This is a genomic window from Pseudomonas putida (assembly GCF_002741075.1).
Lineage (GTDB): Bacteria > Pseudomonadota > Gammaproteobacteria > Pseudomonadales > Pseudomonadaceae > Aquipseudomonas > Aquipseudomonas putida_T.
On record NZ_CP016634.1, the window covers coordinates 4,471,758 to 4,497,772 of the forward strand.

Below are 26,015 nucleotides of genomic sequence, written 5' to 3' on the forward strand. Positions count from 1 at the left end.
ATGGAAATGCAATGGTGGATCTGGCTCGTCTTTGGCGTTGCCTTGGTCCTGCTGGAACTGCTCCTGCCCACCTTCTTCATCCTCTGGTTCGGCATCGGCGCCGTGCTGGTGTCGGCCATCGCCTTCCTGGCGCCCAGCCTGCAACTGGACATGCAGGTGCTGCTCTGGGTGCTGCTCTCGTCGATCACCACCGCCGTGTGGTTCAAGTTGTTCCGCCGCAAGAAACCGGACGTACGCTGGACTGCGGACAGCGTGATCGGTGAAGTCGGCCTGCTGACGGCCAGCGTGTCGGAATTCCAGAAAGGCCGCGTACGCTTCCAAAAGCCGATCCTCGGCAATGAAGAATGGACCTGCATCGCTGACAGCGAAATCCCATCCGGCGAGCGCGTACGCCTCACCGCCATCGAAGGCAACACCGCCCGCGTCATTCGGGCCTGACCTGCATTAAAAGGAAGTTCGCAACATGACCAGTCTCATCGTCGTCGCCGCACTCGCGCTGTTCGTCCTCGTCACGCTTTTCAAAGGCGTGCGCATCGTGCCTCAGGGCGAGGAATGGATCGTCGAGCGCCTGGGCCGCTACCACAGCACCCTCAAACCGGGCCTGAACATCGTCATCCCCTACATGGACGTAGTCGCCTATCGCCTGCCGACCAAGGACATCATCCTCGACGTGCAGCAGCAGGAAATCATCACCCGCGACAACGCGGTGATCGTCGCCAATGCCTTGTGCTTCGCCAAAGTGGTCGATCCACAGAAAGCCGCATACGGCGTGCAGAACTTCTCCTTCGCCGTCACCAGCCTGACCATGACCTCGTTGCGCGCCATTGTCGGCGCCATGGACCTGGACGAAGCGCTTTCCAGCCGTGAGCAGATCAAGGCGCGCCTGCGCGAGGCCATGTCCGAGCAGACCGAGGACTGGGGCGTCACCGTGCGGTCCGTCGAGATCCAGGACATCAAGCCCTCGGAGAACATGCAGAGCGCCATGGAGCGCCAAGCCGCCGCCGAGCGCGAGCGCAAGGCCGACGTGACCCGCGCCGAAGGTGCCAAGCAAGCAGCGATTCTCGAGGCCGAAGCGCGGCTGCAGGCCGCCAAGCTGGACGCCGAGGCGCAGATCAACCTGGCCGAGGCCTCGGCCCGGGCCATTGCCCTGGTCAAGGACGCGGTGGGCAGCGAGACCACGCCGGCGATGTACCTGTTGGGCGAGCGCTACATCGGAGCCATGGAGACCCTGGCCGGCAGCGACAACGCCAAGGTGGTGGTACTGCCAGCCGACCTGCAGGAGACCGTGCGTGGACTGCTGGGCCGCAACAAGGCCTGACATCCCTTTTCGAAGGTAAACCCGTGCCCAGAAGGCTAACAGCACGCCTTTGTAGGAGCGGGTTTACCCGCGAAGACAACAACACGAGTTACACGGCCCTACTCCCGTCACCTGCGGCACTTCACCGCACCCCGGCATTTTTACCTATACTCGCCCGTACAATAGCCACCTGATTCCTGACCGGATCTCTCCCATGCCCCCACGTCGGCCCATTGCCTGGATAGCCTGCCTTGCAGTGCTGTTCAACCTGCTGGCCATGCCGCTGTCCTCCGCCGCGACCAAGAGCCCGGCGCAGCAGCTGCTGTGGGGGGCTTTCTGTTCGAGCATGGCGAACAAGAGCAAGGTCGATGTGCAGGCCCTGGCCAAGATCGACCTGGGACCGCAAAGCGACGACAGTGCCAGCCTGATGAACTGCTGGTGCTGCTCGGGCGCCGCGCCGCTGCTGGCACTGCCCGGCTACCCGCCGCAGTTGCACAATCCGCCGCTGGCACTGGCCGCTGACGCCCCGCCCCTCGCCGACTACCAGCCCACGCCTCGCCAGTTATGGCCGGCGCTCAACCCCCGTGCCTCTCCGCTGGCCTGAGTTCACCACGCTGTCTGCCTGAACCTGAACAGATCGGAGACTCACCATGCTCAAGCAAGCCCTCGTCCTGGCCGCCCTGCTGCTGCCCGGCGCCTACGCCAACGCCCATGAATACGCCGTGGGCGACCTGCACATTGCCCACCCCTGGTCGCTGGAACTACCGCCCAATGCACCCAACGTCGCGGCCTACTTCGTCGTGCACAACAACGGCAAGCAGGACGACCGCCTGCTCTCGGTGGACAGCCCCATCACCGATGACGCCCAGTTGCACGAGCACGCCAAGACCACCGACGGCCTGATGAAGATGCAACAGGTGCCCAGCGTGGCCGTCCCGGCCGGCAAGAACCTGACCTTCGCCCCCAGCGCTTACCATGTGATGCTGATGCAGCCCAAGGACCGCAGCCTGCTCACCGACGGCAAGCGCTTCCCGCTGACCCTGCACTTCGAGAAGGCCGGCGACATCACCGTCGAGGTGGCCGTGCAAAAGCAGCCGCCCGCCGACCAGCAAGGCCAGGCCCATACGCACTGACCGCTGACAGACGCTCGCCATGAGCCTGCCGCGCGACCGGTTCACCCGCTCCACCCGCCCTGATCTCAGGCGCCTGGGTGGCGGCTGGCTGAGCCTGTTCGCCATGTGGATGATCTTCATCGGCCCACTGGTTTCCCAGTCGATGCCGATGGATCATCACGCCAACATGAACATGTCCATGCCGATGGACATGCCCATGGCGGCTGGTCACGACCACGGTGCGGGCCATCACGGCCACAACGACGGCCAGTTGCATGTGGCCTGGGAAAAGTGCGGCTACTGCACCCTGCTGTTCAATTGCCCGGCGCTGCCTCAGACCCTCAGCCCACTGAGTGCTGGCGGCGTCCTTCCTCCTGCACTGCGCCCCACCCCGCCCCATCAGGGCCACGCCCGGCAGGCCGTGTTCCCTGGCGCGCGCAGCCGCGCGCCACCCACCTCGATCAGCGCCTGAACACTACGCTATCGCCCGAAGCCAGGAGGCTTCGCGCTTTCCCCTGACTGATCGACTGGAATCACTATGTCCGGCTGTACCCCTGTTTTTGCCCTTTCCCTGCGGGGAACGATCGCAGCGCTCTGCGGCTCGCTGCTCACGCCACTGGCCCTGGCCGTCGAAACCGGCCATGACGGCCATGCGCACGAGCAAACCGAGTTGAGCCCGACGGTCATCACCGCGATTGCCCCAAGCTCACCGCTGACCGTGGTCACCAACCCCAAGGACCCACGTCAGCCGGTGCCGGCCAGCGATGGCGCCGATTATCTCAAGACCATCCCCGGTTTCTCGGCGATCCGCTCCGGTGGCACCAACGGCGACCCGGTGCTTCGCGGCATGTTCGGCTCGCGCCTGAACATCCTCACCAACGGTGGCGTGATGCTCGGCGCCTGCCCCAACCGCATGGATGCGCCCACTTCGTACATCTCACCGGAAACCTACGACCGCCTCACCGTGATCAAGGGCCCACAAAGCGTGATCTGGGGCCCCGGCGGTTCAGCCGGGACCATCCTCTTCGACCGCGACCCCGAATCCTTCGGCGCACTCGGCAGCCGGGTCAACGCCAGCCTGCTGGGCGGCTCGAATGGCCGTTTCGACAAAGTGCTCGACGCCGCCGCTGGCAACAGCCAGGGCTACGCCCGCTTCGTCGGCAACCAGTCACGCTCGGATGACTACGACGATGGCAATGGCGACACCGTGCCGTCACGCTGGGACAAGTGGAACGGCGATGTGGCGCTGGGCTGGACCCCGGACGCCGACACGCTACTGGAATTGACCGCCGGCAAGGGCGACGGCGAGGCCCGCTATGCCGGACGTGGCATGGACGGCTCGCAGTTCAAGCGCGAGAGCCTGGGCCTGCGCTTCGAGAAATCCAATCTCGGCGAAGTACTCGACAAGGTCGAGGCACAGGTCTACTACAACTACGCCGACCACGTGATGGACAACTACAGCCTGCGCACGCCTTCAGGCACCGGCATGATGGGCATGCCCATGGTCAGCAACGTCGACCGTCGCACCCTGGGCGCCCGGATCAAAGCCACCTGGCGCTGGGCCGATGTGCAACTGATCAGTGGCCTTGACGCGCAAACCAATGAACACCGCAAACGCGGTGGCATGGGCATCGATGCGCACAAAGGCCAACCGTGGACCAAGGACGCCGACTTCCACAACTATGGCGTGTTCAGCGAACTGACCTGGTACGCCACCGGGAACGATCGCCTGGTCACCGGCGCCCGCCTTGACCGTGCCTCGGCTCGGGATTTTCGCCAAGGCAGCGCCACCGAAGGCGATACCCGCGCCGATACCCTGCCCAGCGGCTTCGTGCGCTACGAGCACGACCTGGCGATGATTCCGGCAACCACCTATGTCGGCCTGGGCCATGCCCAGCGCTTCCCCGACTACTGGGAGCTGTTCTCGCCCAAGCTGGCGCCAACTGGTGCAGCCAACGCCTTCGATGGCATCAAACCGGAAAAAACCACCCAGGTGGACTTTGGCATCCAGTATCAGGACGAACGTCTGGAAGCCTGGGCGTCCGGCTATGTCGGGCAGATCCGCGACTACATCCTGTTCGACTACCGAGGCATGAGCTCTCAGGCCCAGAACATCGACGCCCGCATCATGGGCGGCGAGCTCGGTGCAGCCTACAGGCTGACCGAGAACTGGAAGGCCGACGCCACCCTGGCCTATGCCTGGGGCAAGAACAGCAGCGACGGCAAGGCCCTGCCGCAGATGCCGCCGTTGGAAAGCCGTCTGGGGCTGACCTACAGCCGTGATCTGTGGAGCGTCGGGGCCTTGTGGCGCCTGGTGGCGGAGCAAAACCGCATCGCCGAGAACCAGGGCAACGTGGTCGGCAAGGACTACGAGAAGAGCGCAGGTTTCGGTGTGTTCTCGCTCAACGGCGCCTACAAGGTCAGCCGCAACCTCAAGCTCAGCGCGGGTGTCGACAACCTGTTCGACAAGACCTACGCCGAGCACTTGAACCTGGCCGGGAATGCCGGGTTCGGCTATCCGGCCACCGACCCACAGCCGGTGAACGAGCCAGGCAGGACCTTCTGGACCAAGGTCGACATCAGCTTCTGACAACAACAAACAGGGCGCGGCGGTCACCGCGCCCACCTGGTCACCTGGAGGCTTCCCATGAGCGGACAACGCATCTCCTTCTACAACCTGGCGTGGCGCTGGCATTTCTATGCCGGGCTGTTCGTCGCGCCTTTCATGATCCTGCTGGCGATCACCGGGATCATCTACCTGTTCAAACCACAGCTCGACCCGGTGCTGTACCGCGACCTGATGGTGGTCGAGGCCGGCCATCACCGGCAGGACGCCGATACCCTCCTGGCCCAGGTGCGCAAGGCTTATCCACAGGGGCATGTGGGTCAGTACCTGCCACCGGTCAATGCCGAGCGCAGCGCCCAGTTCGTGGTACACGACGGCGGGCGCGAGCTGAACGTGTTCATCGATCCTTACAGCGCCAAGGTTTTGGGCGAGCAGGACGCCAAGGACAACCTGCAAGCCGTGGCCCGCGCCTTGCACGGTGAGCTGATGGTCGGCACCGTGGGCGATCGCCTGGTGGAGCTGGCCGCCGGCTGGGGCATCGTGCTGGTGGTGTCCGGCCTGTACCTGTGGTGGCCACGTGGGCGCAGCAGCGCGGGCGTGCTGTGGCCGCGCCTGTCGGCCCGAGGCAGGGTGTTCTGGCGTGACCTGCATGCGGTCAGCGGCTTCTGGGGCTCGCTGCTGTTGTTGCTGATGCTGCTCAGCGGCATGACCTGGACAGGCCTGTGGGGCAAGCAGTACGCCGATCTGTGGAACCGCTTCCCGGCGGCCATGTGGAACGAAGTGCCCACGTCCGACCAGCAGGCCGGCGCGCTGAACAACGCTCACCGCCAGACCGTGCCCTGGGCGCTGGAGAACACGCCGATGCCGGTCTCCGGGGCCCATGCCGAACATGGCGCCCACCACGACATGTCCAGCGCACCGGCCGCGCCGCAGGTGCGCCTGCAGCAGGTCGAGGACCTGGCCACCACGCGCCAAGTCGAGCCGGGCTACAGCATCACGCTGCCGACCACGGCAAGCGGTGTGTTCACCATCGCGGTGTTCGCCGATGATCCGCGCAACGACGCCACCCTGCATGTGGACCAATACACCGGTCAGGTACTGGCCGACGTGCGCTGGCAGGACTACAGCCCGGTCGCCCGTGCCACCGAGCTGGGCGTGATGCTGCATGAAGGCAAGATGTTCGGGCCGCTGAACCAGGCGATCATCCTCGTGGTGTGCCTGATGATCCTGCTGGGTTCGGTGAGCGGGCTGGTGATGTGGTGGAAGCGCCGTCCAGCAGGCGGGTTGGGCGTACCGCCATTGCGCCATGACCTGCCCCGCTGGAAAACCGCCACCGTGGTGATGCTGGTGCTGGGCGTGGCCTTCCCGCTGGTGGGTGCCTCGATGGTCGTGATGTGGCTGGTCGACAGCCTGGTGGTGCGCCGACGGGTCCTGGCCGGAGCTTGAAAACAGCGTTGTCTGTGCCGCCTCTTTCGCGGGTAACCCCGTACAGATTTCAGTGATCCTCTGTGGGCGCGGGTTTACCCGCGAAAAGGGGCGGCACAGGCACCACACTGCTACCGTCGAGCTGTTCGTCCTGGCCGGCCTGCCCGCGTCGGCGGGCATCATCAACTTCGTGGTGCTGACCTCTGCCGCATCCTCGGATGCCCGGCGGGCGATTGATGTGCTATGTATGCCTGACGTTCTTTGCTTTCATCCTGGTGCTGTTGAGCCTGGAGGACGAAACCCGCGCACTGCTGTGCGAGACACCAGGACAGCTGAACTGCCCTGGCCTGAGTACCGACCCATGCGAGCCGCTGTCATGCCCCCTGAAATCCGCGACGCCCTGCCGACCGACGTCCCCGGCATCCTCGAGATCTACAACGACGCCGTGCGCAACACCACGGCGATCTGGAACGAGACCCCTGTGGACCTGGCCAACCGCCAGGCCTGGTTCGAGGCCCGTGCGCAGCAGGGCTACCCGATCCTGGTGGCTGTGGATGACAGTGGTGTGCTGGGGTATGCCTCGTTCGGTGATTGGCGCCCCTTCGAAGGCTTTCGCCACACGGTCGAGCACTCGGTCTACATCCGTGGCGACCAGCGCGGCAAGGGCTTGGGGCCTATGTTGATGAGCGCCCTGATCGAGCGGGCGCGAGCTTGCGACAAGCATGTGATGGTCGCCGCCATCGAAAGTGGCAATGGGGCGTCGGTTCGCCTGCACGAACGGCTGGGATTCGTGGTGACCGGGCAGATGCCGCAGGTGGGAGTGAAGTTCGGGCGCTGGCTGGACCTGACCTTCATGCAGTTGATGCTCAACCCAGGGGCTAAGCCAAGCGCCTGATCGGTGCTGTCGATGCTGACCTATTCGCGGGTAAACCCGCTCCCACAGGGTTTGCGCGGAGCGTGTTTACCTGCGAATGACCTAATCGGCGCTCAAAGGTGTATGAATCGGCCCAAACGCTGGCGCAGCATGCTGTTCTCGCTACGCAATTGTTGCACCTCATCCAGCAACTCCAGCGCCAGGGCCACCCCTTCCCACTCCAGTTCCAGCTCTTGGTGCAGTTTTACCGCCCGTCTGGCGAGCAAGGGCGCCTGGTCGTCGAACAACCAGTCCTCGGGTGTTCGCCCCGACGGTTCAACGATGCCGTGCTCGACGATTTCGATCACGCAGTCAGCCGTGATGTCGGCTTCCTGGCAGAGGGTTCGCATGTCCAGTTGAACGATCAGGGTGCTGCTCATGATCAACTACTCCATTGAGTCCTCGGGTTGAACGCGGCTTTCTCGGAAAGCTTGGTCCAGAGTTCGCGCGTGGCCGCATCCGACTGGCTGGGCATGACCACCTTGAGCTGGGCATACAGATCGCCACGCTCGCCCTGCTTGTTGGCAAGGCCCATGCCCTTGACCCGCAGGCGCTGGCCGCTCTGGCTGTCGGGGCGGATGGTCAGGTTGATCTTGCCGGTCAGGGTCGGCACCGCCACCTTGGCGCCCAATGCCGCCTCCCAGGGCGCCAGCGGCACGGTGATGATCAGGTCATGGCCTTCGACATCGAACAGCGGGTGGGGTGCCATGCGGATGGTCAGGAACAGGTCGCCATTGGCGCCGCCCCCGACACCGGGCGCGCCCTGGCCCTTGAGGCGGATGCGCTCGCCGTCCGTCACCCCGGCCGGGATCTTGACGTTGAGGGTCTTGGTGGTGAACCCGGTACGCTGGCCCATGGCGTTGGTCTGCGGCACCTGGAAGCTGATCTGCTTGGATTCCTTGCTCAGGGTTTCTTCGAGGAAGATCGCCAGTTCCAGCTCCACGTCCTGCCCTCGCCTGCCCGCGCTGCGCTGCTGCTGACCACGGCCGAACGGGTTGCCGCCCCGGCCCCCGAAGATCGAGCTGAAGAAATCGGAGAAGTCCCCGCCCTCGAAGCCACCGCCGCCACCGCCCCGGCTTTCCCAGCCAGGAGGCGCCTGGAACGGCCGCCCGTGCTGACCGCCGTACTTGCGGATCTCGTCGAACTCGGCGCGCTTCTGAGCATCGCCCAGCACTTCGTAGGCCTCGTTGACCTCTTTGAATTTTTCCTCGGCGTCACGCTCTTTGCTGACATCGGGGTGATACTTGCGGGCGAGCTTGCGGTAGGCGGCCTTGATCGCCTTTTCGTCCGCCGCAGGCTCGACGCCGAGTATCTTGTAATAGTCTTTGAAGTCCATCTAAGGGATCACCGTTGGGAATTTTTACGATGTTTCTGAAGATTGGGGTCAAGCATAGCCTTTCAAGGCTCACCTGGGGTTGTTCCAGAGCAGACGACCGGTCTTGATTTAGCCGGCCACTGGCATAAACTGCGCGGCCGTTTTACCTCCGGAAGCTCCTCCCCATGTCTGACGTATCCCCGGCCCGTGCCTGCGGCATCGACTTCGGCACCTCCAACTCCACGGTCGGCTGGCACCGCCCCGGCGTGGAATCGCTGATTGCCCTGGAAGACGGCAAGATCACCCTGCCTTCGGTGGTGTTCTTCAACATCGAGGAGCGTCGCCCGGTCTACGGCCGCCTGGCCCTGCATGAATACCTGGAAGGCTACGAAGGACGCCTGATGCGCTCGCTCAAGAGTCTGCTCGGCTCCAAGCTGATCAAGCACGATACCAGCGTGCTGGGCACCGCCCTGCCGTTCAAGGACCTGCTGGGCATGTTCATCGGCGAGCTGAAAAAGCGCGCCGAGGCCAATGCCGGGCGCAGCTTCGACGAAGTGGTGCTGGGCCGCCCGGTGTTCTTCGTCGACGAAGACCCGGTCGCCGACCAGGAGGCCGAGGACACCTTGGCCGAAGTGGCGCGCAAGATCGGCTTCAAGGAAGTGTCGTTCCAGTATGAGCCGATCGCCGCGGCCTTCGACTATGAGTCGGGTATCAGCCGCGAAGAGCTGGTGCTGATCGTCGACATCGGCGGTGGTACCTCGGACTTCACCCTGATCCGCCTGTCGCCGGAGCGCCATTTGGTGGCCGAGCGCCAGAGCGACATCCTCGCCACCGGTGGCGTGCACATCGGCGGAACAGACTTCGACAAGCAGCTGAGCCTGCAGGGCGTGATGCCGCTGTTCGGCTATGGCAGCCGAATGAAAAGCCAGGCCTTGATGCCTACCAGCTATCACCTGAACCTGGCCACCTGGCACACGATCAACGCGCTGTACTCGCAGAAATCCCAGCTGGCCTTGGGCAGCATGCGCTACGACATCGAAGACACCCTGGGCATCGACCGCTTGTTCAAGCTGATCGAAGAACGCGCCGGCCACTGGCTGGCGATGGAAGTGGAAGCCAGCAAGATCGAGCTGACCCACCAGGACAGTCGTCGCCTCGATCTGGGCCGCATCGAACCAGAGTTGGCCGTGGACCTGACCCGTCCACTGTTCGAGGACGCCATCGAAGGCCTGCTCGGTCGCGTGCGCGGGAGCGTCACTGAACTGCTGAACAAGGCAGGCGTGAGCGAAGGCCAGGTGGACACGGTGTTCTTCACCGGTGGCTCCAGCGGCATTCCGGCGCTGCGCAATAGCGTGGCGGCCATGCTGCCCAATGCCCGCCATGTGGAAGGCAACATCTTTGGCAGCATCGGCAGCGGGCTGGCGATCGAAGCGCGCAAGCGCTACGGCGCCGCCTGACAGCGCTCTACTGCCTGTACTGGCCTTTTCGCAGGTGAACCCGCTCTTGCACGGCTTGCGGTGATCCTTGTGTGAGCGGGTTTACCCGCGAAGGGGCCGGCACAGGCTTGAGGCGATATTCAGACCAGTTCCGCCCGCTTGAGCTCACTCTTCAGGTACGCGTAGTAGATCGGCCCCGCCACGACGCCTGGCAAGCCGAACGCTGCCTCGAACACCAGCATCGCCAGCAGCAACTCCCAGGACTTGGCACTGATCTGCCCGCCCACGATCCGCGCATTTAGGAAGTACTCGACCTTGTGGATGATGATCAGGTAGCACAACGCCGCCACCGCCACCCAGATCGACAACGAAAGCCCCACGATGGTGATCAGGGTGTTGGACATCAGGTTGCCGATCACCGGCAGCAGCCCCAGCAGGAAGGTCAGCACGATCAGGGTCTTGGTCAGCGGCAGATGCACCCCGAACAGCGGCAGCACCACGGCCAGGAAGATGCCGGTGAAGACGGTGTTGAGCAGGGAAATCTTGATCTGCGCAAAGACGATGTTGCGAAACGCCTGCACCAGCAGGCTCAGGCGCTCGAACAGCGCCGCAGCCAGGGGTTTGCGTCGGGAGATGTCAGGGATGCGCTGCAAGGCCACGATGGCGCCGAGGATCATGCCGATCAGCAAGGTGACGAACATGTGCGCCATGCCCTTGCCCACCAGTTGCAGCTCGCCCAGGTGGCTCTTGAGCCAGTCGCCGATGGCTACCTTGAACTCGGCGGCACTGGCCGGCAGGTAACCTTCGATGAACGGCGGTAGCTGGCTGCGGGCGCGCTCCACCAAGGCCATGAACTTGTCCAGCGAGGCGCCGGGGTTTTCAGCCTCGTGCAGCAGGAAGCTGAAGGCACCGGCGATCAGCAGCGTCAAGGTGCTGACCACCAGGGTGCCCAGCAGTGCCACGGCCAACCAGCGCGCGCGTTGCCCGGCGATCACCGGCTGCAGGCGCGGCGTGAGCATGTTGACCAACTCGAACACCAGCAAGCCTGCCAGCAGGCTGGGCAACAATTTCATGGGCAGCGCCAGCAGAAGCCCGGCAAACACGATGATCCAGCTGGCCAGGGTGATCTGGCGAGGGGTGAAGGTCATACAGCCTCAACGGCGGACAACAGGAAAGAGCCGCAGTCTGCCAGCCTTCGCCAGACAAACATAGGCGCAGGTCATTTCTTCTTCAGGCAATCGCTCATGAAGGCTTTGCGCTCATCCCCTTTCAGCGCCTTGGCGCTGGCATCGGCGTTGCAGGTTTTCATTTTTTCCTGCTGGGTGGCGGGCTTGGCCTTGAGACAAGTACTCATGAAGGCCTTGCGCTCGTCGCCCTTGAGGGCCTTCTCCGAGGCTTGGGCATTGCAGGTGGTCATCTTCTCCTGTTGTGCGGTGGCTGCGAAGCTCTGGGCACTGATCAACACGCCCAACACCAATAAAGGCACGTGCAGCATCTTCATGAAGCGATCTCCTTGTCTCCACGCTGCATGCGTGGTCGTCGAGCAGAGTGTAGCCAAGTTTTTCCCAGGCCAACTCAGGCCGTGCGCGCCCGGCGGCGGTACTGCTCGGGCGTGCAGCGGGCCTGACGCTGGAACATGGCGATGAAAGCCGAGGCACTGCTGTAGCCGAGGTCGAAGGCGATGGCCTGGATCGACAGACCCGCCTCCAGTGCCTCGATGGCACGCAAAAAACGCAGACGCAAGCGCCATTCGCCGAAGCTGATCCCCAACTCACGCAGGAACTGGCGCGCCAAGGTGCGCTCACTGACGTGCACCAGAGCAGCCCAGTCGGCCAGAGGACGATTGTCGCCAGGCTCGGCCTGCAAGGCCTCAAGCACCTGGCGCAGGCCCTCGCCACGGGCGAACGGCAGGTAGCAAGCCTGGGTCGGCGCCAGGTGCAACTGATCGAGCAATACCTGGACCAGACGCAGGTCGCGTTCATCCTGGGCCACCGTGAGGTCGCGCGCGGCGAAATCACCGAGGATGGCCTTGAGGATGTCGCTGATCACCAGGGTGCAGGCCTGTCGAGGTAGGTCCTGACACAGCTCGCTGGCCAGGTACACCGAGCGATAGACGATGGCCTGCGGGTTGTAGCAGCCGTGCTCGGTCCCCGGCGGTACCCACACGGCGTAATGGGGCGGCGAGACGAAACGCTGGCCATCGACGTCCAGGTGCATGACGCCATGGGACGCGTAGTTGAGCTGGCCCCAGGTGTGGCGATGCGCAGCGCTGTGGGTGTCAGCGCCAAATTCGTCGTAGCGAAAGTACACCGGAGCGGGGAGTTGCTCGAAAGCAGGGATGTCGAGGTATTTGCGGGCCATGTTGGCAGCTTCGAGGGGTGGGTTGTCTGGATGCAAGTATAGGCTTACGGACAGACAACGGATAATGGACGCCAGCTCGGGACTGGCCTGCACCGTTTCACGAGTAACCCGTTCCTACCGGGACAACGCCGCACCTGTGGGAGGCGGGTTACCCGCGAAGGGCTGCCAGGCAACCCCGAATTCTTGCAATACCCTCAGAGATTCTGCGCTTCATGAATTACGCATTTCCCCTGCTGGCCATCCTCATCTGGGCCGGCAATACAGTGGTCACCAAGCTCTCGGCCGGAGCCATCTTCCCCGCCGAGATCGGCTTCTACCGCTGGCTGCTGGCAGGCCTTCTGTTCACACCGTTCCTGCTGCCCCAGGTCTTGCGCAATCGCGCCGCGATCGCCCCGCACCTGGGCAAGATCTTCATCCTCGGCGTGCTGGGCATGGCCATGTACCAGAGCCTGGCCTACTTCGCAGCCGGCATCACCAGCGCCACCAACATGGGCATCATCCTCTCGTTGATGCCGCTGATGTCCCTGGCACTGGCCATCACCTGGCTCGGCCAGCGCCTGACCTTCGGCGCGCTATTCGGCGCAGCGGTGTCGTTCATCGGCGTACTGGAGGTGGTCTCGGCCGGCCAGCCCGCGGCCCTGTTGCAGCAAGGCCTGAACAGCGGCGACCTGCTGATGCTGGTGGCCACCTTCGCCTACGCGCTGTACAGCTTCCTGCTGAAGAAATGGCAACTGCGCCTGCCCGCGATGCAATTGCTGTACTTGCAAGTGCTGGTGGCGATCATCGTGCTGCTGCCGTTGTTCCTGCTGTCTCCAAAAACTGGGTTGAACGCCCAGAATATCGGCCTGGTGCTGTACGCCTGCGTGCTCGCCTCAATGGTGGCGCCACGGGTCTGGATGCAAGCCGTGCATCGACTGGGGCCAAGCCGCACCACACTGTTCTTCAACTTGCTGCCAGTGGTGACGGCGGTGATCGCCGCCGTGGTGCTGGGCGAACACCTGGCCAGCTATCACCTGTATGGCGGCCTGCTGACATTGCTGGGCGTGCTGTTGGCCGAACGCTGGACCACACCCCTGCGCCGCCTCGCTACAGCCCCGCAGCCTTGAGGCGGGCAGCGTGCTCAGTGAACAGGCGCACCGGGTCGGCGTCCTTGCCCACCGCACCGAGGGACTGATTGACGATGTCCAGGTGATCCAGCGGGTAGTCGTCACCGATCACCTGACCAAGATGCGAGCTGTAACGCCCGACCATGCCGTCGCACTGGCCCTTCTCACGCTCGAACGTGCGCGCGAACAAGCGGCAGAAGCGGTTGCTGCCGTCGAAGCGATTGCGCCCCTGATCGGTGCGGCCCGGCTGCAAGGTGCCGGACCAGGAGTAGTAGCGCACGCCATTGACCTCGGCATCGCCCTGCCCGCCCCAGGTGGTCGGCAGGCCTTGTGGATAAACCTGATTGAAGCGGGCCACACCGGCGCTGGTGAAAGACTGGTGCGAGGCATGCACATCGATCGGCAACGGGTCCCGGCGCCAGCCGGTTTCCAGCCAGACCAGCAGCACTGCCACGCCGTGCAGCACTGCCTTGAGTATCCACCCCTGGGGTGAGTCGCCCGGGGCCTTGCGCTCCAGGTAATCGGCCAGCTCCGAACCTCGATTGGGCCCTGCCACCGAGGTCACCGAAGCGACTCGGTCCGGCCGCTTCGCTGCGGCGTAGCGCGCGCTGAGGGCGTCCTGGCTATGGCCGATGAGGTTGACCCGCGCAGCCCCGGTGCGTTGGCAGATGTCCTCGATGATCTCCAGCAGTTGCTCGCCACGCAGCTCGCTGGAGTGCAGCGGCGAGACCTGAACCGCAAAGACCTGCGCGCCCCCCCGGCGCAAGGCCGGGACGATGCCGAACCAGTAGGGGTAGAGCAGCACCCGCACGAAGCCGAGCATGCCCGGCACCAGCACCAACGGGTAACGCGTGGCCAGTTCCTGGCTCATTCCCTGCCCTCTCTGCCTGGGTCGATGAGCCAACACTACAAGGCCGCGCCCGGGCATCGCAATCGAACTCCTGGGCCGGCGTGCGGTTCAAACCAGAACACCCCCTGAGCAAGGAGCCGGACCATGTACAGACAGACCCTGGCCATTCTGTTGGCAAGCGCGGCGCTGGCCGCCTGCGGCAGCCACCCGGAAAACCCGGTGGATTACGTCACCTACCGCGACGAGCCGCTGGTCAAGCAGGTGGAGAAGGGCATGACCATGCAGAAGGTCATCGCCATTGGCGGCAGCCCGTCGAACGCCAGTGACCTGCCCCACGGAGGCACCTGCAACGACTACATCCTCAATCGCGATGGCCACCAGCAGCCCTACTACGTGCGCTTCGACGCCACCGGTCATGTCGATGCCAAGGGCTTCAAGACCTGCAAGCAACGAGAAGAGGACCGCGAGGCCGTCCCCGGCGCCTAAGCCCCCCTGACGCACCGTGACCACCCTGATCCTTTCGGAGATGAACATGAACGCTATTGAACTGACCGACGTCCGGACCCTGCGCGAGCGTGCCCGACAACATGTCGAGCAAGGCGCCGTGACCGAAGGCTACAGCGCCGACCGGGACAAGATTCTGAACCTGCTCAACGAGGCCTTGGCCACGGAGCTGGTCTGCACCCTGCGCTACAAGCGCCACTACTTCATGGCCAGCGGCATCAAGGCCAGCGTCGCCGCCGAGGAGTTCCTCGAGCACGCCAACCAGGAGGCCGAACATGCCGACAAACTCGCCGAGCGGATCGTCCAGTTGGGCGGGGAGCCGGACTTCAACCCTGACAACCTGAGCAAACGCTCCCACGCCCAGTACGTGGCCGGTAGCACACTCAAGGAAATGGTGCTGGAAGACCTGGTGGCCGAGCGCATCGCCATCGACAGCTACCGCGAGATCATCCAGTACATCGGCGAGAAGGACCCGACCACCCGGCGCATCTTCGAGGACATCCTGGCCCAGGAAGAAGAACACGCCGATGACATGGCGGACCTTTTGAAAGGGTTGTAAGCCGGATAGGGCTGCGCTGCAGCCCTTCGCAGGCACAGCGGCGTCGTCGAGAGCACCGGCGAACCTAGTGGGAGCGGGTTTACCCGCGAAGCATGTCACTCGGTGCTCGCACGCTGCCCCAAGCCCCGTTCATTTTTTCTTGCCCTTCACCGCGCTCGGCGCCTTGCCTGCCTTCATCTGTTCGAGCAGCGGTGTGCACTGGTTCGGTACATCGCCTCCCGGCGCGATCAGCGCCAGCAGCCCGGCCGCCGGCCCCATGGCCACGCCCAAAGCGACCATGCCGGCCCCGCGTAACGCCAGCGGCACCGCCTGCACCCCAGCACTGGGCTTGGCGAACGGCCCCCGCACATACAGCGGCGAGCGCAAAGAGAACAGGCGCAGGCCTTTGGATTCGGGGGTGATCTTCAGGTCCAGTTGCTCCGTGGCAAAATTCGCCGTGCCGTTGATGTAGATGATCGCGTTCTCGGTGTCGAAGACGAACAGACGCGTGGTCGCCAGCCCATCCTTGATCCCCACGTTGGCCGCCGCGCAGTTGATCTTCACTTCCTCGTCGCCGAACAGCTTGCCGATCACGTAATTGCCCACGTTGAGCCCGGCGATTTCCATCAGGCTGCGGCTGATGGCGCCATCGTTGATCAACAGGCTCAGGTCACCGTTGGAGGTGCCCAGCAAGGCCGCCACCGAGTTGCCGCGACCGCTGAGATCGGCATCGCCATTGAGCTCGCCGAAACTGGTCTGCATGGGCGCAAAGCTTGGGAACAGCTGCTTGAGCTTGAAGCCACGAGCGCTCAGCCGCGCCCGCCCCTGCAGTGGCACGCTGCGCCCATCCAGACGTATGTTGGCGTTCAGATTGCCGCCCGCCACGCCAAAGCGCAGGGGCTCCAGGCGCAGCAAGCCGTCTTCCAGCACGACGTGGGCCGAGAGGTCCTTGAAGGGCAGTTGCTCACTGTGCACGATGCGCTTGCCGCTGAAGGTGACGTCCGCGTCCATGGCGCGCCAGCGCTCGGTACGAAACGCCTCCACCGGCAGCACCTTGCCCGTGGGCTGCTTGCTGGCGCCACCTCGGGCCTTCTGCTCGGCGTTGGAGTCGGCGCCGATCAACGGCGCCAGATCCTTGAACAACAACTGCTCGGAGACCAGGTTTCCGGAGAGTTTGGGCCGCGGCTGGCTGGCGATGAACGTCAAGTCGCCATGAATATCGCTGTCGCCGATCTTGCCGTTGAAGCCTTCATAGCGAAACCGCGCGCCCTGGGGATCGTGCAAATTGGCGGTGAGGTGGCCGTCGGTGGCGTAGGCCGGTGTGTCGGGCAGGGTCACGCCGGTGAGGGGGTAGAGATTGCCCAGGCTGTTGCCGGACAACCGCAGGCGCAAATCGAGGGCGCCCAGGTTGCGCGGGTCGGTGAGGGTGCCGGCGAGCGCCACGCGGGTGTCGCCGATGCGCGCGTCGGCCTGGAGTGGAAACGGCTGGCGGGCATCCTGCAAGGCCAGCAGCCCGCCGATCTTGCCAGTGCCGGACACTGGCTGGCCTTTGTAGGTGCCTTGGGCCTTGAGGCCGAAGGCGTAATCCTGGGCTACGCCGGCCTTGTCGGCACGGGCCTTGCCGACGATCTCGCTGAAGGGGATCGGCTTGCCCAGAGGGTCTATCTGTACCTTCATGCGGGTTTTCAGGGTCTGGTCATCGAAACTGACATTGCCTTGGTCGAAGCCGATGGCGCCGATGTCCAACACCCAAGGCGAGGGCTCGGCGGTTTCATCCTTGGGCCCCAGATCGAAGGTCCAGTTGGCCCGACCATCGGCCAGACGCGTCAGGCTGGCAGAGGGCTTGGTGAGGTCAATGCGCGGGATGACGATCTGCTGGAACAGCAACGGTACCGGCGAAAGCCGAAACGTCACGCGCTCGAGCCCTACCATGCGCGGTGACTCGAGCCACTCGGGGTTGCCGAGGGTCAGGTCCTCGGCCACGAAATGCGGCCAGGGCACCCACGCGCGCCAACCGCCCTCTGAAGGCTCACGGTGCCATTGCACGGCCAGGTTGCCGTTGATCGCGAAGGGGCGGTGCAGGGCTTCGGAGACCTTCTCGTTGAGCAGCGGCTTGACGCGGTTCCAGTCGAACGTGGCGATTATCACCACCAGTATCGCCAACAGGGTCAGCAGGCTGGTCAAGATCCAGGTAAGGATGCGAAAGGGACGCGTCATTGCGTAATTCTCCTGGCTGCATGGCACAAAAAAGGCACGGCGATGGCACTCATTATGTCGGACTGAAGAAAGCGCGCCGGGTTTAATCGATCGTGATGATAAACAGCTCCAACCGGCCGCTATGCGCCCTCCCCCTTAGGTGACACTCCGCTTAAAAGGCCCTGAAAACATTGAGCCAGAGCCGTTTTATCGGTGTATCAATGCCATCGATTGTTACCATTACCCGGATGAACTTCTCTCTGGCGTTACCGAGCGTAGCATTGGCCTCGTACCCACTTTTCCCGCCCCCCAAAAGGAGCAACGAGATCATGAAACGCCATCTGCTGCTGAGCCTGACCCTGACAGCCCTCGCCGCCAACGCCTTCGCCTTGCCGGCTGCCGAACAACACCTGACGGCTGAATCCCGGTCCAGCGCTGCCACCGTCGCCCAGCCACTGAACACCCTGGCAGAAGGCGGCTCCGATCGCCTGATCGAACGCAACAACCGCGTTGCCGAGGGTGGCTCCGATCGTCTGATCGAGCGTAACAACCGCGTCGCCGAAGGTGGCTCCGATCGTCTGATCGAGCGTAACAACCGCGTCGCCGAAGGTGGCTCCGATCGCCTGATCGAACGTAACAACCGCGTCGCCGAAGGTGGCTCCGATCGCCTGATCGAACGCAACAACCGCGTCGCTGAAGGTGGCTCCGATCGTCTGATCGAACGCAACAACCGCGTCGCCGAAGGGGGCTCTGATCGCCTGGTAGAACTTGGCCACATGGGCTGATCACCATGGCCAAGAACAACAACCCGCCACGCCACACCTGCTCCCCTCCAAGCCCGGTCCATTGACCGGGCTTCGTTTTTTTATCTAGAGTGCCCAGCCGTACAGCCACAGAACATGTCCCATGCTGCCGCGCGCCGAACAGAAGCTACAGACACGCCAGGCCCTGCTCGATGCCGCCTGCCAACTCATGGAGAGTGGCCGGGGTTTCGGCAGCATCAGCTTGCGCGAGGTAGCCAAGGCGGCGGGCATCGTCCCCACCGGTTTCTACCGCCACTTCACCGACATGGACGCCCTGGGCCTGGCCCTTGTGGCGGAAGTCGATGCGACGTTCCGCCAGACCATCCGGATCGTGCGGCACAATGAGTTCGAACTGGGAGGCATCACCGACGCTTCGGTGCGGATCTTCCTGGATGTAGTGGCTGCCCACCGGGCGCAGTTCCTCTTTCTGGCCCGCGAGCAGTATGGGGGGTCCCAAGCCGTGCGCCAGGCCATCGCCCAACTGCGTCAAGCCATCAGCGCGGATCTGGCCACCGACCTGGCCCGCATGCCGCGGTGGCAGCATCTGGACAGCGCCGCCCTGGCGGTGATGGCCGATCTGGTGGTCAAGACCGTGTTCGCCACCCTTCCAGAGCTGATCGACAGCCCTGATGCCGATAGTCCACAAGCCTTGACCCCGCAGGAAAAAATCACCCAGCAGTTGCGCTTCATCTTCGTGGGCGCACGGCACTGGCAGGGCTTGGGAAACCCCGGCTGATCGTTCGCCCCCGGCAAAGTGCCGCCGCGAGCGCCGCACAATCCCATTCTGCTACCATGGCGCACTGCCCGATTGCGACGAGCGCCTTCATGTCCGACCCCCGCCCCACCCTGCCCGAACTGGCTCGCTTCAACCAGCACTTCGCCGACTGCATCGTGCCGCTGTGGCAAGGCCCAGGCTGGAACGCCGAACTCGCCCTGCCCTTCGAGGCCCTCGATGGCGAACACCGGCCCATGCCGGTGCAGCGCTACCGCGCCATGGCCTGCGCCCGGCAGTTGTACCTGTTCAGCCGCTGTATCGAGCAACCGGGCGCGGCAGAGCGGGCGGCGGCGTTGTTCCGTTCACTGCAACGGCATTTCCACGATCCCGAAAATGGCGGCTGGTTCTATAGCATCGATGCCCACGGGCAACCGCTGGACCGGCGCAAGGACCTCTACACCCATGCCTTCATCGTCTTCGCCTGCGCCCATTACTGGGGCAAGGTACGTGAAGGGCTGGTGGAGTCCGCGCTCAATGCCGCGCTGGACATCGTCGGCGAGCGTTTCGCCCGCGATGACGGGCTGTACGAAGCCAGCCTGGGCGAAGATTGGTCGGACTTGGGCTGCGGGCCGTTACAGAACCCCCAGATGCACTTGGCCGAAGCCTTCCTGCAGACCCTGGCGGTGCGCGACGACGACGCTGTCGAGCACGCCTTGTTGTCACTGTGCGAAGCGCTACAAACGCACTTCGTCGACCCCGTTCACGGGTTGATGCTAGAGAAACCGCGCGGGGCTGTGGATAACTGGTTCGAGCCAGGCCATCAGTTCGAATGGTTCTATCTGCTCGACACCTCGGCGCTGCTGCGCGGCACCCCGTTGCATGCGTCCATCGACCGCGCATTCGTATATGCCGAGCAATGCGGCGTGAAAGATTCGGCCGTGCTGGCCATGCTGGATGTGGACGGCAAGGTGATCGACTCTACCCAGCGCATCTGGGCCCAGGCGGAATACCTGCGAGCACTGGCGTTGCGTCCAGGGAACGAGGCGAAGTTGCTGATGCAGCTACGTGCGCTGGAGGGGCGCTTCCTGCATGCCGGTGGCTGGCACGAATGCCGCGATGGCGAAGGCGAAATCAGCCGACATGACATGCCGTCCACCACGCCCTATCACTTGGCAACCTGTCTGGAAGGCCTACAGGCCGCCACGGCAGACAACATTTCCCTCTGCTGATCCGGGATCACACAGTCCACCATCGTGCTTCCCTCCAGAAGGACCATGGTTATGAAAAACAGCGATTTTGCAGCATTCGTAGAAGAGCAAATCAACAAGGCCGCGCAGAAGATCGTCGACAGCAGCCGCCATCGCTACGATGAGCACTCCCACGGAAAACTGAGCTATCTGCTGAGCTTGCGTCGCGTCATAAGCAAAAAAGCCACCGCCGAGGATCTCGGCCGACAGGATGCGATCAATGATGTGCTCCAAGCCTTGGAAATCATCAAGCCAAACGAAACCTACCTGGCACTGATCAAGTAAAAGCACACGCACAATCACGCGAACCGGCCGAGGCCGGTTCGCGTGCGTTCAGCCCTTGCTCGCGCGGTGTACCGAAAAGCCGGCCCAGTCCTGGCTCACCGGCATCAATTCAAGGCTGTTGATGTTGATGTGTGCCGGCTGGTTGAGGATCCAGAAGATCGTCTCGGCGATGTCCTGCGGCTGGATCGCTTCGGCGCCAGCATAGGTGGCGTCATAGCGCGCCTGATCCCCCCCGAAGCGCACCAGCGAGAACTCGCTCTCGCACAACCCCGGCTCGATGTTGCTGACACGCACGCCAGTGCCGCGAAGGTCGCAGCGCAGACTCAATGAAAACTGCCCGACGAAAGCCTTGGTGCCGCCATACACGTGACTGCCCGGATAAGGATAGTTACCCGCAACCGAACCGACATTGAGGATGCTCGCCCCACGGCCATGGGCAATCAGGCGCGGCAGCAACAACCGGGTGGTATACATCAAACCCTTGATGTTGGTGTCGACCATGGTTTCCCAATCATCCAGGTCACAGTCCTGCGCAGGCGATGCGCCCAGGGCGAGACCCGCGTTGTTGACCAGGCCCTGGAGCTTGTCGAACGCTGGCGGCAGGTTGGCAATCGCCTGTTCCATGGCCTTGCGATCGCGCACATCGACCACCAGGCCGTGCACTTCGGTCTTGGCCGACAACTCGGCACACAGGGCGTCCAGGCGCTCCTCGCGCCGGCCAGTGAGCACCAGCTTCCAACCTGCCTCAGCGAAACGGCGGGCAGTGGCTTCACCGAAGCCAGATGTCGCGCCAGTGATGAATACGGTGGATGTCATGCGCATCTCCTTCACGGTGGATTATCGTCGACAGGTATTGAGCATGGTCCCCGCCGTCGCCGGCAGCAAGCACGTCCAGGGCTGATCAATAAGTAGACAAAACCCTGAAAGCATTGAAATAGACGGCCTAAACGCACCTATGCGCATCTTATCCACAAGGCTTTCCCCACGGATTGGGGGAAACTCGTCTCCCGGACTGAACGCTCTTGCCTGTGTGTTCTGTGGACATCTTTTTCAGTGATGGCGCAACGCTTTCAATTGTGCCGCTTGCAGCGGTCTGTCCAAGGCTTTTTCACAGAGTTATCCACAGCCCTGACCAAATACGGAGATGCTGTTCACAGGCTGCGGAACCGCCCCGAAACCGTCCCCAAGACCGACCTGATCAAAAAACATACAGAAGCCTGTAAGGCGCGTCAGCAAAGGCGTAGAGACACCTGCCACCATGTTTTCCACAGGCAGTTCCACACGATCCGTGGACAAAGCGAAGCTTGTGGAAACAATGACTTGCGAAGGGATTCTGCGGGTATTCGCGCAAGGTATGCGACAAGTTGTCCACATTGGCGTGAACAACCGGGCCGCGCTGCGGCCCGGTTGCTTCGTCAGTGTCCGCCGAGGTAGGCGTTGCGCACTTCCTCGTTGACCAACAGCTCTTGGCCGGTCCCGCTCATGCGGATCTGCCCGTTGACCATCACATAGGCCCTGTCGGAGAGCTTCAATGCGTGGTTGGCGTTCTGCTCTACCAGGAAGATGGTCATCCCCGTCTTGGCCAGCTCGCGCAAGGTCGAGAAGATCTGCTTGACCACGATCGGAGCCAAGCCCAGCGACGGCTCGTCGAGCAGCAGCAGCTTGGGACGGCTCATCAAGGCCCGGGCGATGGCGAGCATTTGCTGCTCGCCACCGGACATGGTCATGGCGCGCTGGTTACGGCGCTCCTTGAGCCGCGGGAACAACTCGTACATGCGCTGCATGTCTTCATCGGCATGCTTGTCGCCAATCGGGATGGTCCCCATCATCAGGTTCTCCTCGACGGTCATGTCGGGGAACACCCGACGCCCTTCCGGCGACTGGGCAATGCCATTGGAGGCGATGTAGTGCGACGACTTGCGGGTGATGTCGGTACCCCGATAGACGATCTGCCCGGACGCAGCCCGGGGCTGGCCGAAGATCGACATCAGCAGGGTCGACTTGCCGGCACCGTTGGCACCGATCAAGCTCACCGTCTCGCCTTCATTGATGTGCATGCTGACTTTCTTCAGCGCCTGGATCGGCCCGTAGAACACGTCCAGGTCCTTGAGTTCGAGAATGGGTGCACTCATACCAGTTCCTCTTCGTCGGCACCCAGGTAGGCGGCGATCACCGTCGGGTTGTTGCGGATATCCTGCGGGGCGCCTTCGGCGATCACGTTGCCGTGGTCGAGCACCACGATATGGTCCGAGATGCTCATGACCATGCCCATGTCGTGCTCGATGAGCACCACGGTGATGTCGTGTTCATCGCGCAGCACACGGATCATGCGGCTCAGGGCTTCGGTTTCCTGGGGGTTGAGGCCGGCAGCCGGTTCGTCCAGACAGATGATCTTCGGTCGTGTGCACATGGCCCGGGCGATCTCCAGGCGGCGCTGCTGCCCGTAGGACAGCTCGCCGGCCAGGCGGTTGGCACAGTCGACCAGATCGACCACCTCCAGCCAGTAGAACGCGTGGTCCAGGGCATCGCTTTCGGCCTTGCGGTAGGCCTTGGTGTTGAGCACACCGGCCAGCAGGTTGCGGTTGACCCACATGTGCTGGGCCACCAGCAGGTTCTCCACCACCGACATTTCCTTGAACAGGCGAATGTTCTGGAACGTCCGGGCCAGGCCCGCGCGGTTCACCAAGTGGGTACCGCCGAACATCTTGTAGTACAAGCGGTTGGCAAAGCGCGCCGGGGACACGAAGTCCGTCGCCTGGAAACGTTCGCCCAACAACTGGATGACGTTGGTGCGGCCACCGCGCACGTTCAGTTCGATGCGCCCGCCACTGGCCTTGTAGAACCCGGTCAGGCAGTTGAACACAGTGGTCTTGCCAGCACCGTTGGGGCCGATCAGGGCGAAGATCTGGTTGCGCCGGACCTTCAGGCTGACATCGCTGAGCGCCTTGATGCCGCCGAACTGCATCATCAGGTTGTCGACCGAGAGAATGATATCGTCGCTCATGGCGCCACTCCTTTACGCGGGGTCACACCGGCGCGGCTGATGCGGATCAGCCCTCGCGGTCGCCAGATCATCATCAGCACCATCAGCACACCGAACAGCAGCACCCGGTATTCGGAGAAGCTGCGCAGCAGCTCCGGTGCCACGGTCAGCACGAAGGCGGCGATCACCACGCCCACCGTCGAGCCCATGCCGCCGAGCACCACGATCGCGAGAATCAGCGCCGACTCGAAGAAGGTGAACGACGACGGGTTTACGAAGCCCTGGTAGGTGGCGAAGAACACGCCAGCCAGACCTGCTGTTGAAGCCCCCAGGGTAAATGCCGAAAGCTTGACCAGTACGTGGTTCAGGCCCATCGAACGGCAGGCGATCTCATCTTCTCGCAGCGCTTCCCAGGCCCGGCCGACCGGCATGCGGGTCAGTCGGTGCTTGATGTACAACACCGCCAGCACGACGATGAACAGCACCGCGTAGATGAACACGAACTTGAGGTTGGCGTTGTAATCGAATCCGAAGAACTCGTGGATGGGCACCCCACCGTCCTTGGCCCGGCGGCCGAACTCCAGGCCAAAGAAGGTCGGCGACGGCGCCGGCATGCCGTTGGGGCCCCCGGTGAATGACAGCCAGTTGTTCAGCACCAGGCGGATGATCTCACCAAAGCCCAGGGTCACGATCGCCAGGTAGTCGCCATGCATGCGCAACACCGGAAAGCCCAGGATGCATCCGGCCAATGCCGCGGCGATGGCCGCCAGCGGCAGGACGCTCCAGAAGCCCAGGCCCAGGTACTGGTAGCCCAGGGCCAGGCCGTAGGCACCGATGGCGTAGAATGCCACGTAGCCCAGATCGAGCAGGCCCGCCAGGCCCACCACGATATTCAGACCCAAGCCCAGCAGCACATAGATCAGGCCGAGGATGACCACGGTGAGCAGATACTTGTTGGCGAAGATCGGAAACACGATGGCGATGACGATCAGCGCCGGGATGATGTAGCGCAGCCGCGACTTGTAGTCAGGCGCCAGCACATGCACGCCCGACCCGCCGCTTTCAAAGCCCTGGAGCATGCGCTGCCCCGAGGCGGTCTGCAGGAACAGGCTGAGGACGAAGCGCCCCAGCATCACCCCACCGACCAGCCAGGCCACGCGCTTGGGTTCTGCGTTGAAGCTGTAGCCGTCGAGCACCACGCCGACGACAGGGCCAAAAACGATCAGTGCGAGCAGACCGGCGACAATCGTCTCCAGCAGGCTGCGCTTGATGTCGAAACCGGAAGAAACAGTATTGGCAGCAGACATGTTCACACCTTAGCCACGAGCGGGCGACCCAACAGGCCTTGGGGACGGAAGATCAGAATCATCACCAGCAGTGAGAAACTGAACACGTCCTTGTAGTCGGAGTTGATCAGGCCGGAGAACAACGACTCGGAGATCCCCAGGATGATCCCGCCAAGCATGGCGCCAGGGAGTGAGCCAATGCCGCCGAGCACTGCGGCGGTGAATGCCTTGATGCCAATGATGAAGCCGGCATAGAAATCGAAAGTGCCGTAGTTCATGGTGATCAGTACGCCTGCGAGCGCAGCCATCACCGCACCGATGACGAACACATAGGAGATCACCCGGTCGGTGTTGATCCCCAGGATCGAGGCCATCTTGCGGTCTTGCTGGGTCGCGCGGCACATGCGGCCGAGCTTGGTGTACTTGATCACATAGGTGAGCAGGGCCATGCCGACGAAGGCCGCCACCAGGATGAAGATCTTGGTGTAGGTCAGTTGCACGAAGCCGGTACCCACTTCGACGCGCCAGGCGCCTTCGAGCAGGGTGGGCACGCCTTGCTGGCGGGCGCCCTGGCTGATCTGCGCGTAGTTCTGCAGGATCAGCGAGATGCCGATGGCACTGATCAGCGGTGCCAGGCGGGTGGAGTTACGCAGGGGCTTGTAGGCGATGCGCTCGATGGTGAAGCCGTAGATGCCCGTGACGACGATGGTGAACAACAAGGTTCCCAACATCAGCAGCGGAAACGACTCGACACCGAAATAGGCCAGCAATGCCAGGCTGATCGCCGCGAGGTACGCGGAGATCATATACACCTCGCCGTGCGCGAAGTTGATCATGCCGATAATGCCATAGACCATTGTGTAGCCGATGGCGATCAGACCATAGACAGACCCGAGGGTCAGTCCATTGATCAGTTGCTGCAGGAAAATACCATCCATAACGCAATCTCACCTGATTGAGATTGCACGAGCGCCGACCACGGCGGACCACCGCTGAAGCGGCCCTCGCAGCGCAGAACTGTGCAGATCTACGGATAAAGACAGGTACCGCGGGGCTGCGGCCCGGAGCAGTGCGCAT

General features: G+C 63.2%; 28 protein-coding genes and 1 pseudogene. 17 read left to right on the top strand and 12 right to left on the bottom strand.

Translation table 11 applies throughout. The features are described from left to right. From IEC33019_RS20860 to IEC33019_RS20895, 9 genes and pseudogenes are all read left to right on the top strand, one after another. Window positions 1-438 (top strand): NfeD family protein, encoded by a 438-nt coding sequence (locus IEC33019_RS20860; RefSeq protein ID WP_070090438.1) that lies wholly within the window; start codon window positions 1-3, stop codon window positions 436-438. Between the two features lie 25 nt (window positions 439-463). Continuing rightward, window positions 464-1,318: an SPFH domain-containing protein gene (locus IEC33019_RS20865; protein ID WP_070090439.1), complete on the top strand. Its 855-nt coding sequence runs from the start codon at window positions 464-466 to the stop codon at window positions 1,316-1,318. 193 nt (window positions 1,319-1,511) lie between these two features. Further along, window positions 1,512-1,901 carry a DUF2946 domain-containing protein gene (locus tag IEC33019_RS20870; protein ID WP_070090440.1) on the top strand — a complete coding sequence of 130 codons (390 nt, stop codon included), beginning with the start codon at window positions 1,512-1,514 and terminating at the stop codon, window positions 1,899-1,901. A gap of 46 nt (window positions 1,902-1,947) precedes the next feature. Continuing rightward, window positions 1,948-2,430 (top strand): copper chaperone PCu(A)C, encoded by a 483-nt coding sequence (locus tag IEC33019_RS20875; protein WP_070090441.1) that lies wholly within the window; start codon window positions 1,948-1,950, stop codon window positions 2,428-2,430. Window positions 2,431-2,449: 19 nt separating this feature from the next. Next, window positions 2,450-2,881, top strand: coding sequence for a DUF2946 domain-containing protein (locus IEC33019_RS20880; RefSeq protein WP_070090442.1), 432 nt, complete (start codon window positions 2,450-2,452; stop codon window positions 2,879-2,881). A gap of 66 nt (window positions 2,882-2,947) precedes the next feature. Then, a complete protein-coding gene (locus tag IEC33019_RS20885) occupies window positions 2,948-4,999 on the top strand; it encodes a TonB-dependent copper receptor (RefSeq protein ID WP_070090443.1) in 2,052 nt (683 codons plus the stop codon). A gap of 57 nt (window positions 5,000-5,056) precedes the next feature. Then, window positions 5,057-6,421: a PepSY-associated TM helix domain-containing protein gene (locus IEC33019_RS20890; RefSeq protein ID WP_070090444.1), complete on the top strand. Its 1,365-nt coding sequence runs from the start codon at window positions 5,057-5,059 to the stop codon at window positions 6,419-6,421. 115 nt (window positions 6,422-6,536) lie between these two features. Beyond that, window positions 6,537-6,726: pseudogene (locus tag IEC33019_RS27640) on the top strand (hypothetical protein); the annotation flags it as partial. A gap of 50 nt (window positions 6,727-6,776) precedes the next feature. Beyond that, window positions 6,777-7,295, top strand: a complete 519-nt coding sequence (locus IEC33019_RS20895) for a GNAT family N-acetyltransferase (protein ID WP_070090512.1) — start codon at window positions 6,777-6,779, stop codon at window positions 7,293-7,295. A gap of 92 nt (window positions 7,296-7,387) precedes the next feature. On the opposite strand, the gene IEC33019_RS20900 is transcribed toward IEC33019_RS20895, so the two are convergent. Together IEC33019_RS20900 and cbpA are read right to left on the bottom strand one after the other, a co-directional pair. Next, window positions 7,388-7,693, bottom strand: coding sequence for a chaperone modulator CbpM (locus tag IEC33019_RS20900; protein ID WP_070090445.1), 306 nt, complete (start codon window positions 7,691-7,693; stop codon window positions 7,388-7,390). A 2-nt stretch (window positions 7,694-7,695) separates the two neighbouring features. Beyond that, on the bottom strand, window positions 7,696-8,649 hold the full coding sequence (gene cbpA / locus IEC33019_RS20905) for a curved DNA-binding protein (RefSeq protein ID WP_070090446.1): 954 nt from the start codon (window positions 8,647-8,649) through the stop codon (window positions 7,696-7,698). Window positions 8,650-8,813: 164 nt separating this feature from the next. Here cbpA and IEC33019_RS20910 point away from each other — a divergent pair, with 164 nt between their 5' ends. After that, window positions 8,814-10,085, top strand: a complete 1,272-nt coding sequence (locus IEC33019_RS20910) for an Hsp70 family protein (protein WP_070090447.1) — start codon at window positions 8,814-8,816, stop codon at window positions 10,083-10,085. A 119-nt stretch (window positions 10,086-10,204) separates the two neighbouring features. On the opposite strand, the gene IEC33019_RS20915 is transcribed toward IEC33019_RS20910, so the two are convergent. From IEC33019_RS20915 to IEC33019_RS20925, 3 genes are all read right to left on the bottom strand, one after another. Then, complete coding sequence (locus IEC33019_RS20915; protein ID WP_070090448.1) at window positions 10,205-11,212, bottom strand: AI-2E family transporter; 1,008 nt, start codon at window positions 11,210-11,212, stop codon at window positions 10,205-10,207. A gap of 71 nt (window positions 11,213-11,283) precedes the next feature. After that, on the bottom strand, window positions 11,284-11,565 hold the full coding sequence (locus IEC33019_RS20920) for a PsiF family protein (RefSeq protein ID WP_043207962.1): 282 nt from the start codon (window positions 11,563-11,565) through the stop codon (window positions 11,284-11,286). Window positions 11,566-11,639: 74 nt separating this feature from the next. Then, complete coding sequence (locus tag IEC33019_RS20925; protein WP_070090449.1) at window positions 11,640-12,425, bottom strand: AraC family transcriptional regulator; 786 nt, start codon at window positions 12,423-12,425, stop codon at window positions 11,640-11,642. A gap of 212 nt (window positions 12,426-12,637) precedes the next feature. On the opposite strand from IEC33019_RS20925, the gene IEC33019_RS20930 reads away from it, so the two are divergent. After that, window positions 12,638-13,531 (top strand): DMT family transporter, encoded by an 894-nt coding sequence (locus IEC33019_RS20930; RefSeq protein WP_070090450.1) that lies wholly within the window; start codon window positions 12,638-12,640, stop codon window positions 13,529-13,531. Here the strand turns inward: IEC33019_RS20930 and IEC33019_RS20935 are convergent. After that, a complete protein-coding gene (locus IEC33019_RS20935) occupies window positions 13,512-14,402 on the bottom strand; it encodes an esterase/lipase family protein (RefSeq protein WP_099593889.1) in 891 nt (296 codons plus the stop codon). The two genes, IEC33019_RS20930 and IEC33019_RS20935, sit on opposite strands and share 20 nt — an antisense overlap. Before the next feature lie 123 nt (window positions 14,403-14,525). Here IEC33019_RS20935 and osmE point away from each other — a divergent pair, with 123 nt between their 5' ends. Beyond that, complete coding sequence (gene osmE, locus IEC33019_RS20940; RefSeq protein WP_070090452.1) at window positions 14,526-14,867, top strand: osmotically-inducible lipoprotein OsmE; 342 nt, start codon at window positions 14,526-14,528, stop codon at window positions 14,865-14,867. 46 nt (window positions 14,868-14,913) lie between these two features. Continuing rightward, window positions 14,914-15,444 carry a ferritin-like domain-containing protein gene (locus IEC33019_RS20945; RefSeq protein WP_070090453.1) on the top strand — a complete coding sequence of 177 codons (531 nt, stop codon included), beginning with the start codon at window positions 14,914-14,916 and terminating at the stop codon, window positions 15,442-15,444. Window positions 15,445-15,573: 129 nt separating this feature from the next. On the opposite strand, the gene IEC33019_RS20950 is transcribed toward IEC33019_RS20945, so the two are convergent. Then, entirely contained in the window at window positions 15,574-17,640 is a 2,067-nt protein-coding gene (locus IEC33019_RS20950; protein WP_070090454.1) for an AsmA family protein, read from the bottom strand. Between the two features lie 308 nt (window positions 17,641-17,948). Here IEC33019_RS20950 and IEC33019_RS20955 point away from each other — a divergent pair, with 308 nt between their 5' ends. The 4 genes from IEC33019_RS20955 to IEC33019_RS20970 all read left to right on the top strand — a co-directional run bounded on the left by IEC33019_RS20955 (window position 17,949) and on the right by IEC33019_RS20970 (window position 20,669). Beyond that, window positions 17,949-18,404 (top strand): phage infection protein, encoded by a 456-nt coding sequence (locus IEC33019_RS20955; protein ID WP_070090455.1) that lies wholly within the window; start codon window positions 17,949-17,951, stop codon window positions 18,402-18,404. Between the two features lie 121 nt (window positions 18,405-18,525). Beyond that, window positions 18,526-19,158, top strand: a complete 633-nt coding sequence (locus tag IEC33019_RS20960) for a TetR family transcriptional regulator (RefSeq protein WP_070090456.1) — start codon at window positions 18,526-18,528, stop codon at window positions 19,156-19,158. A gap of 89 nt (window positions 19,159-19,247) precedes the next feature. Next, window positions 19,248-20,366: an AGE family epimerase/isomerase gene (locus tag IEC33019_RS20965; RefSeq protein WP_070090457.1), complete on the top strand. Its 1,119-nt coding sequence runs from the start codon at window positions 19,248-19,250 to the stop codon at window positions 20,364-20,366. A gap of 51 nt (window positions 20,367-20,417) precedes the next feature. Beyond that, complete coding sequence (locus tag IEC33019_RS20970) at window positions 20,418-20,669, top strand: hypothetical protein (RefSeq protein ID WP_070090458.1); 252 nt, start codon at window positions 20,418-20,420, stop codon at window positions 20,667-20,669. Between the two features lie 48 nt (window positions 20,670-20,717). Here the strand turns inward: IEC33019_RS20970 and IEC33019_RS20975 are convergent, their stop codons facing one another. The 5 genes from IEC33019_RS20975 to IEC33019_RS20995 all read right to left on the bottom strand — a co-directional run bounded on the left by IEC33019_RS20975 (window position 20,718) and on the right by IEC33019_RS20995 (window position 25,876). After that, entirely contained in the window at window positions 20,718-21,485 is a 768-nt protein-coding gene (locus IEC33019_RS20975) for an SDR family oxidoreductase (RefSeq protein ID WP_070090459.1), read from the bottom strand. Between the two features lie 599 nt (window positions 21,486-22,084). Then, the gene (locus tag IEC33019_RS20980; RefSeq protein WP_043211932.1) at window positions 22,085-22,801 is read right to left on the bottom strand and encodes an ABC transporter ATP-binding protein; all 717 of its coding nucleotides are present in this window, start codon (window positions 22,799-22,801) and stop codon (window positions 22,085-22,087) included. Then, window positions 22,798-23,673 carry an ABC transporter ATP-binding protein gene (locus IEC33019_RS20985; protein WP_070090460.1) on the bottom strand — a complete coding sequence of 292 codons (876 nt, stop codon included), beginning with the start codon at window positions 23,671-23,673 and terminating at the stop codon, window positions 22,798-22,800. Before IEC33019_RS20985 ends, IEC33019_RS20980 begins: the two co-directional genes overlap by 4 nt. Then, window positions 23,670-24,959, bottom strand: coding sequence for a high-affinity branched-chain amino acid ABC transporter permease LivM (livM, locus tag IEC33019_RS20990; RefSeq protein WP_070090461.1), 1,290 nt, complete (start codon window positions 24,957-24,959; stop codon window positions 23,670-23,672). Before livM ends, IEC33019_RS20985 begins: the two co-directional genes overlap by 4 nt. Before the next feature lie 2 nt (window positions 24,960-24,961). Beyond that, complete coding sequence (locus IEC33019_RS20995; RefSeq protein ID WP_070090462.1) at window positions 24,962-25,876, bottom strand: ABC transporter permease subunit; 915 nt, start codon at window positions 25,874-25,876, stop codon at window positions 24,962-24,964. Window positions 25,877-26,015: the final 139 nt, after the last annotated feature.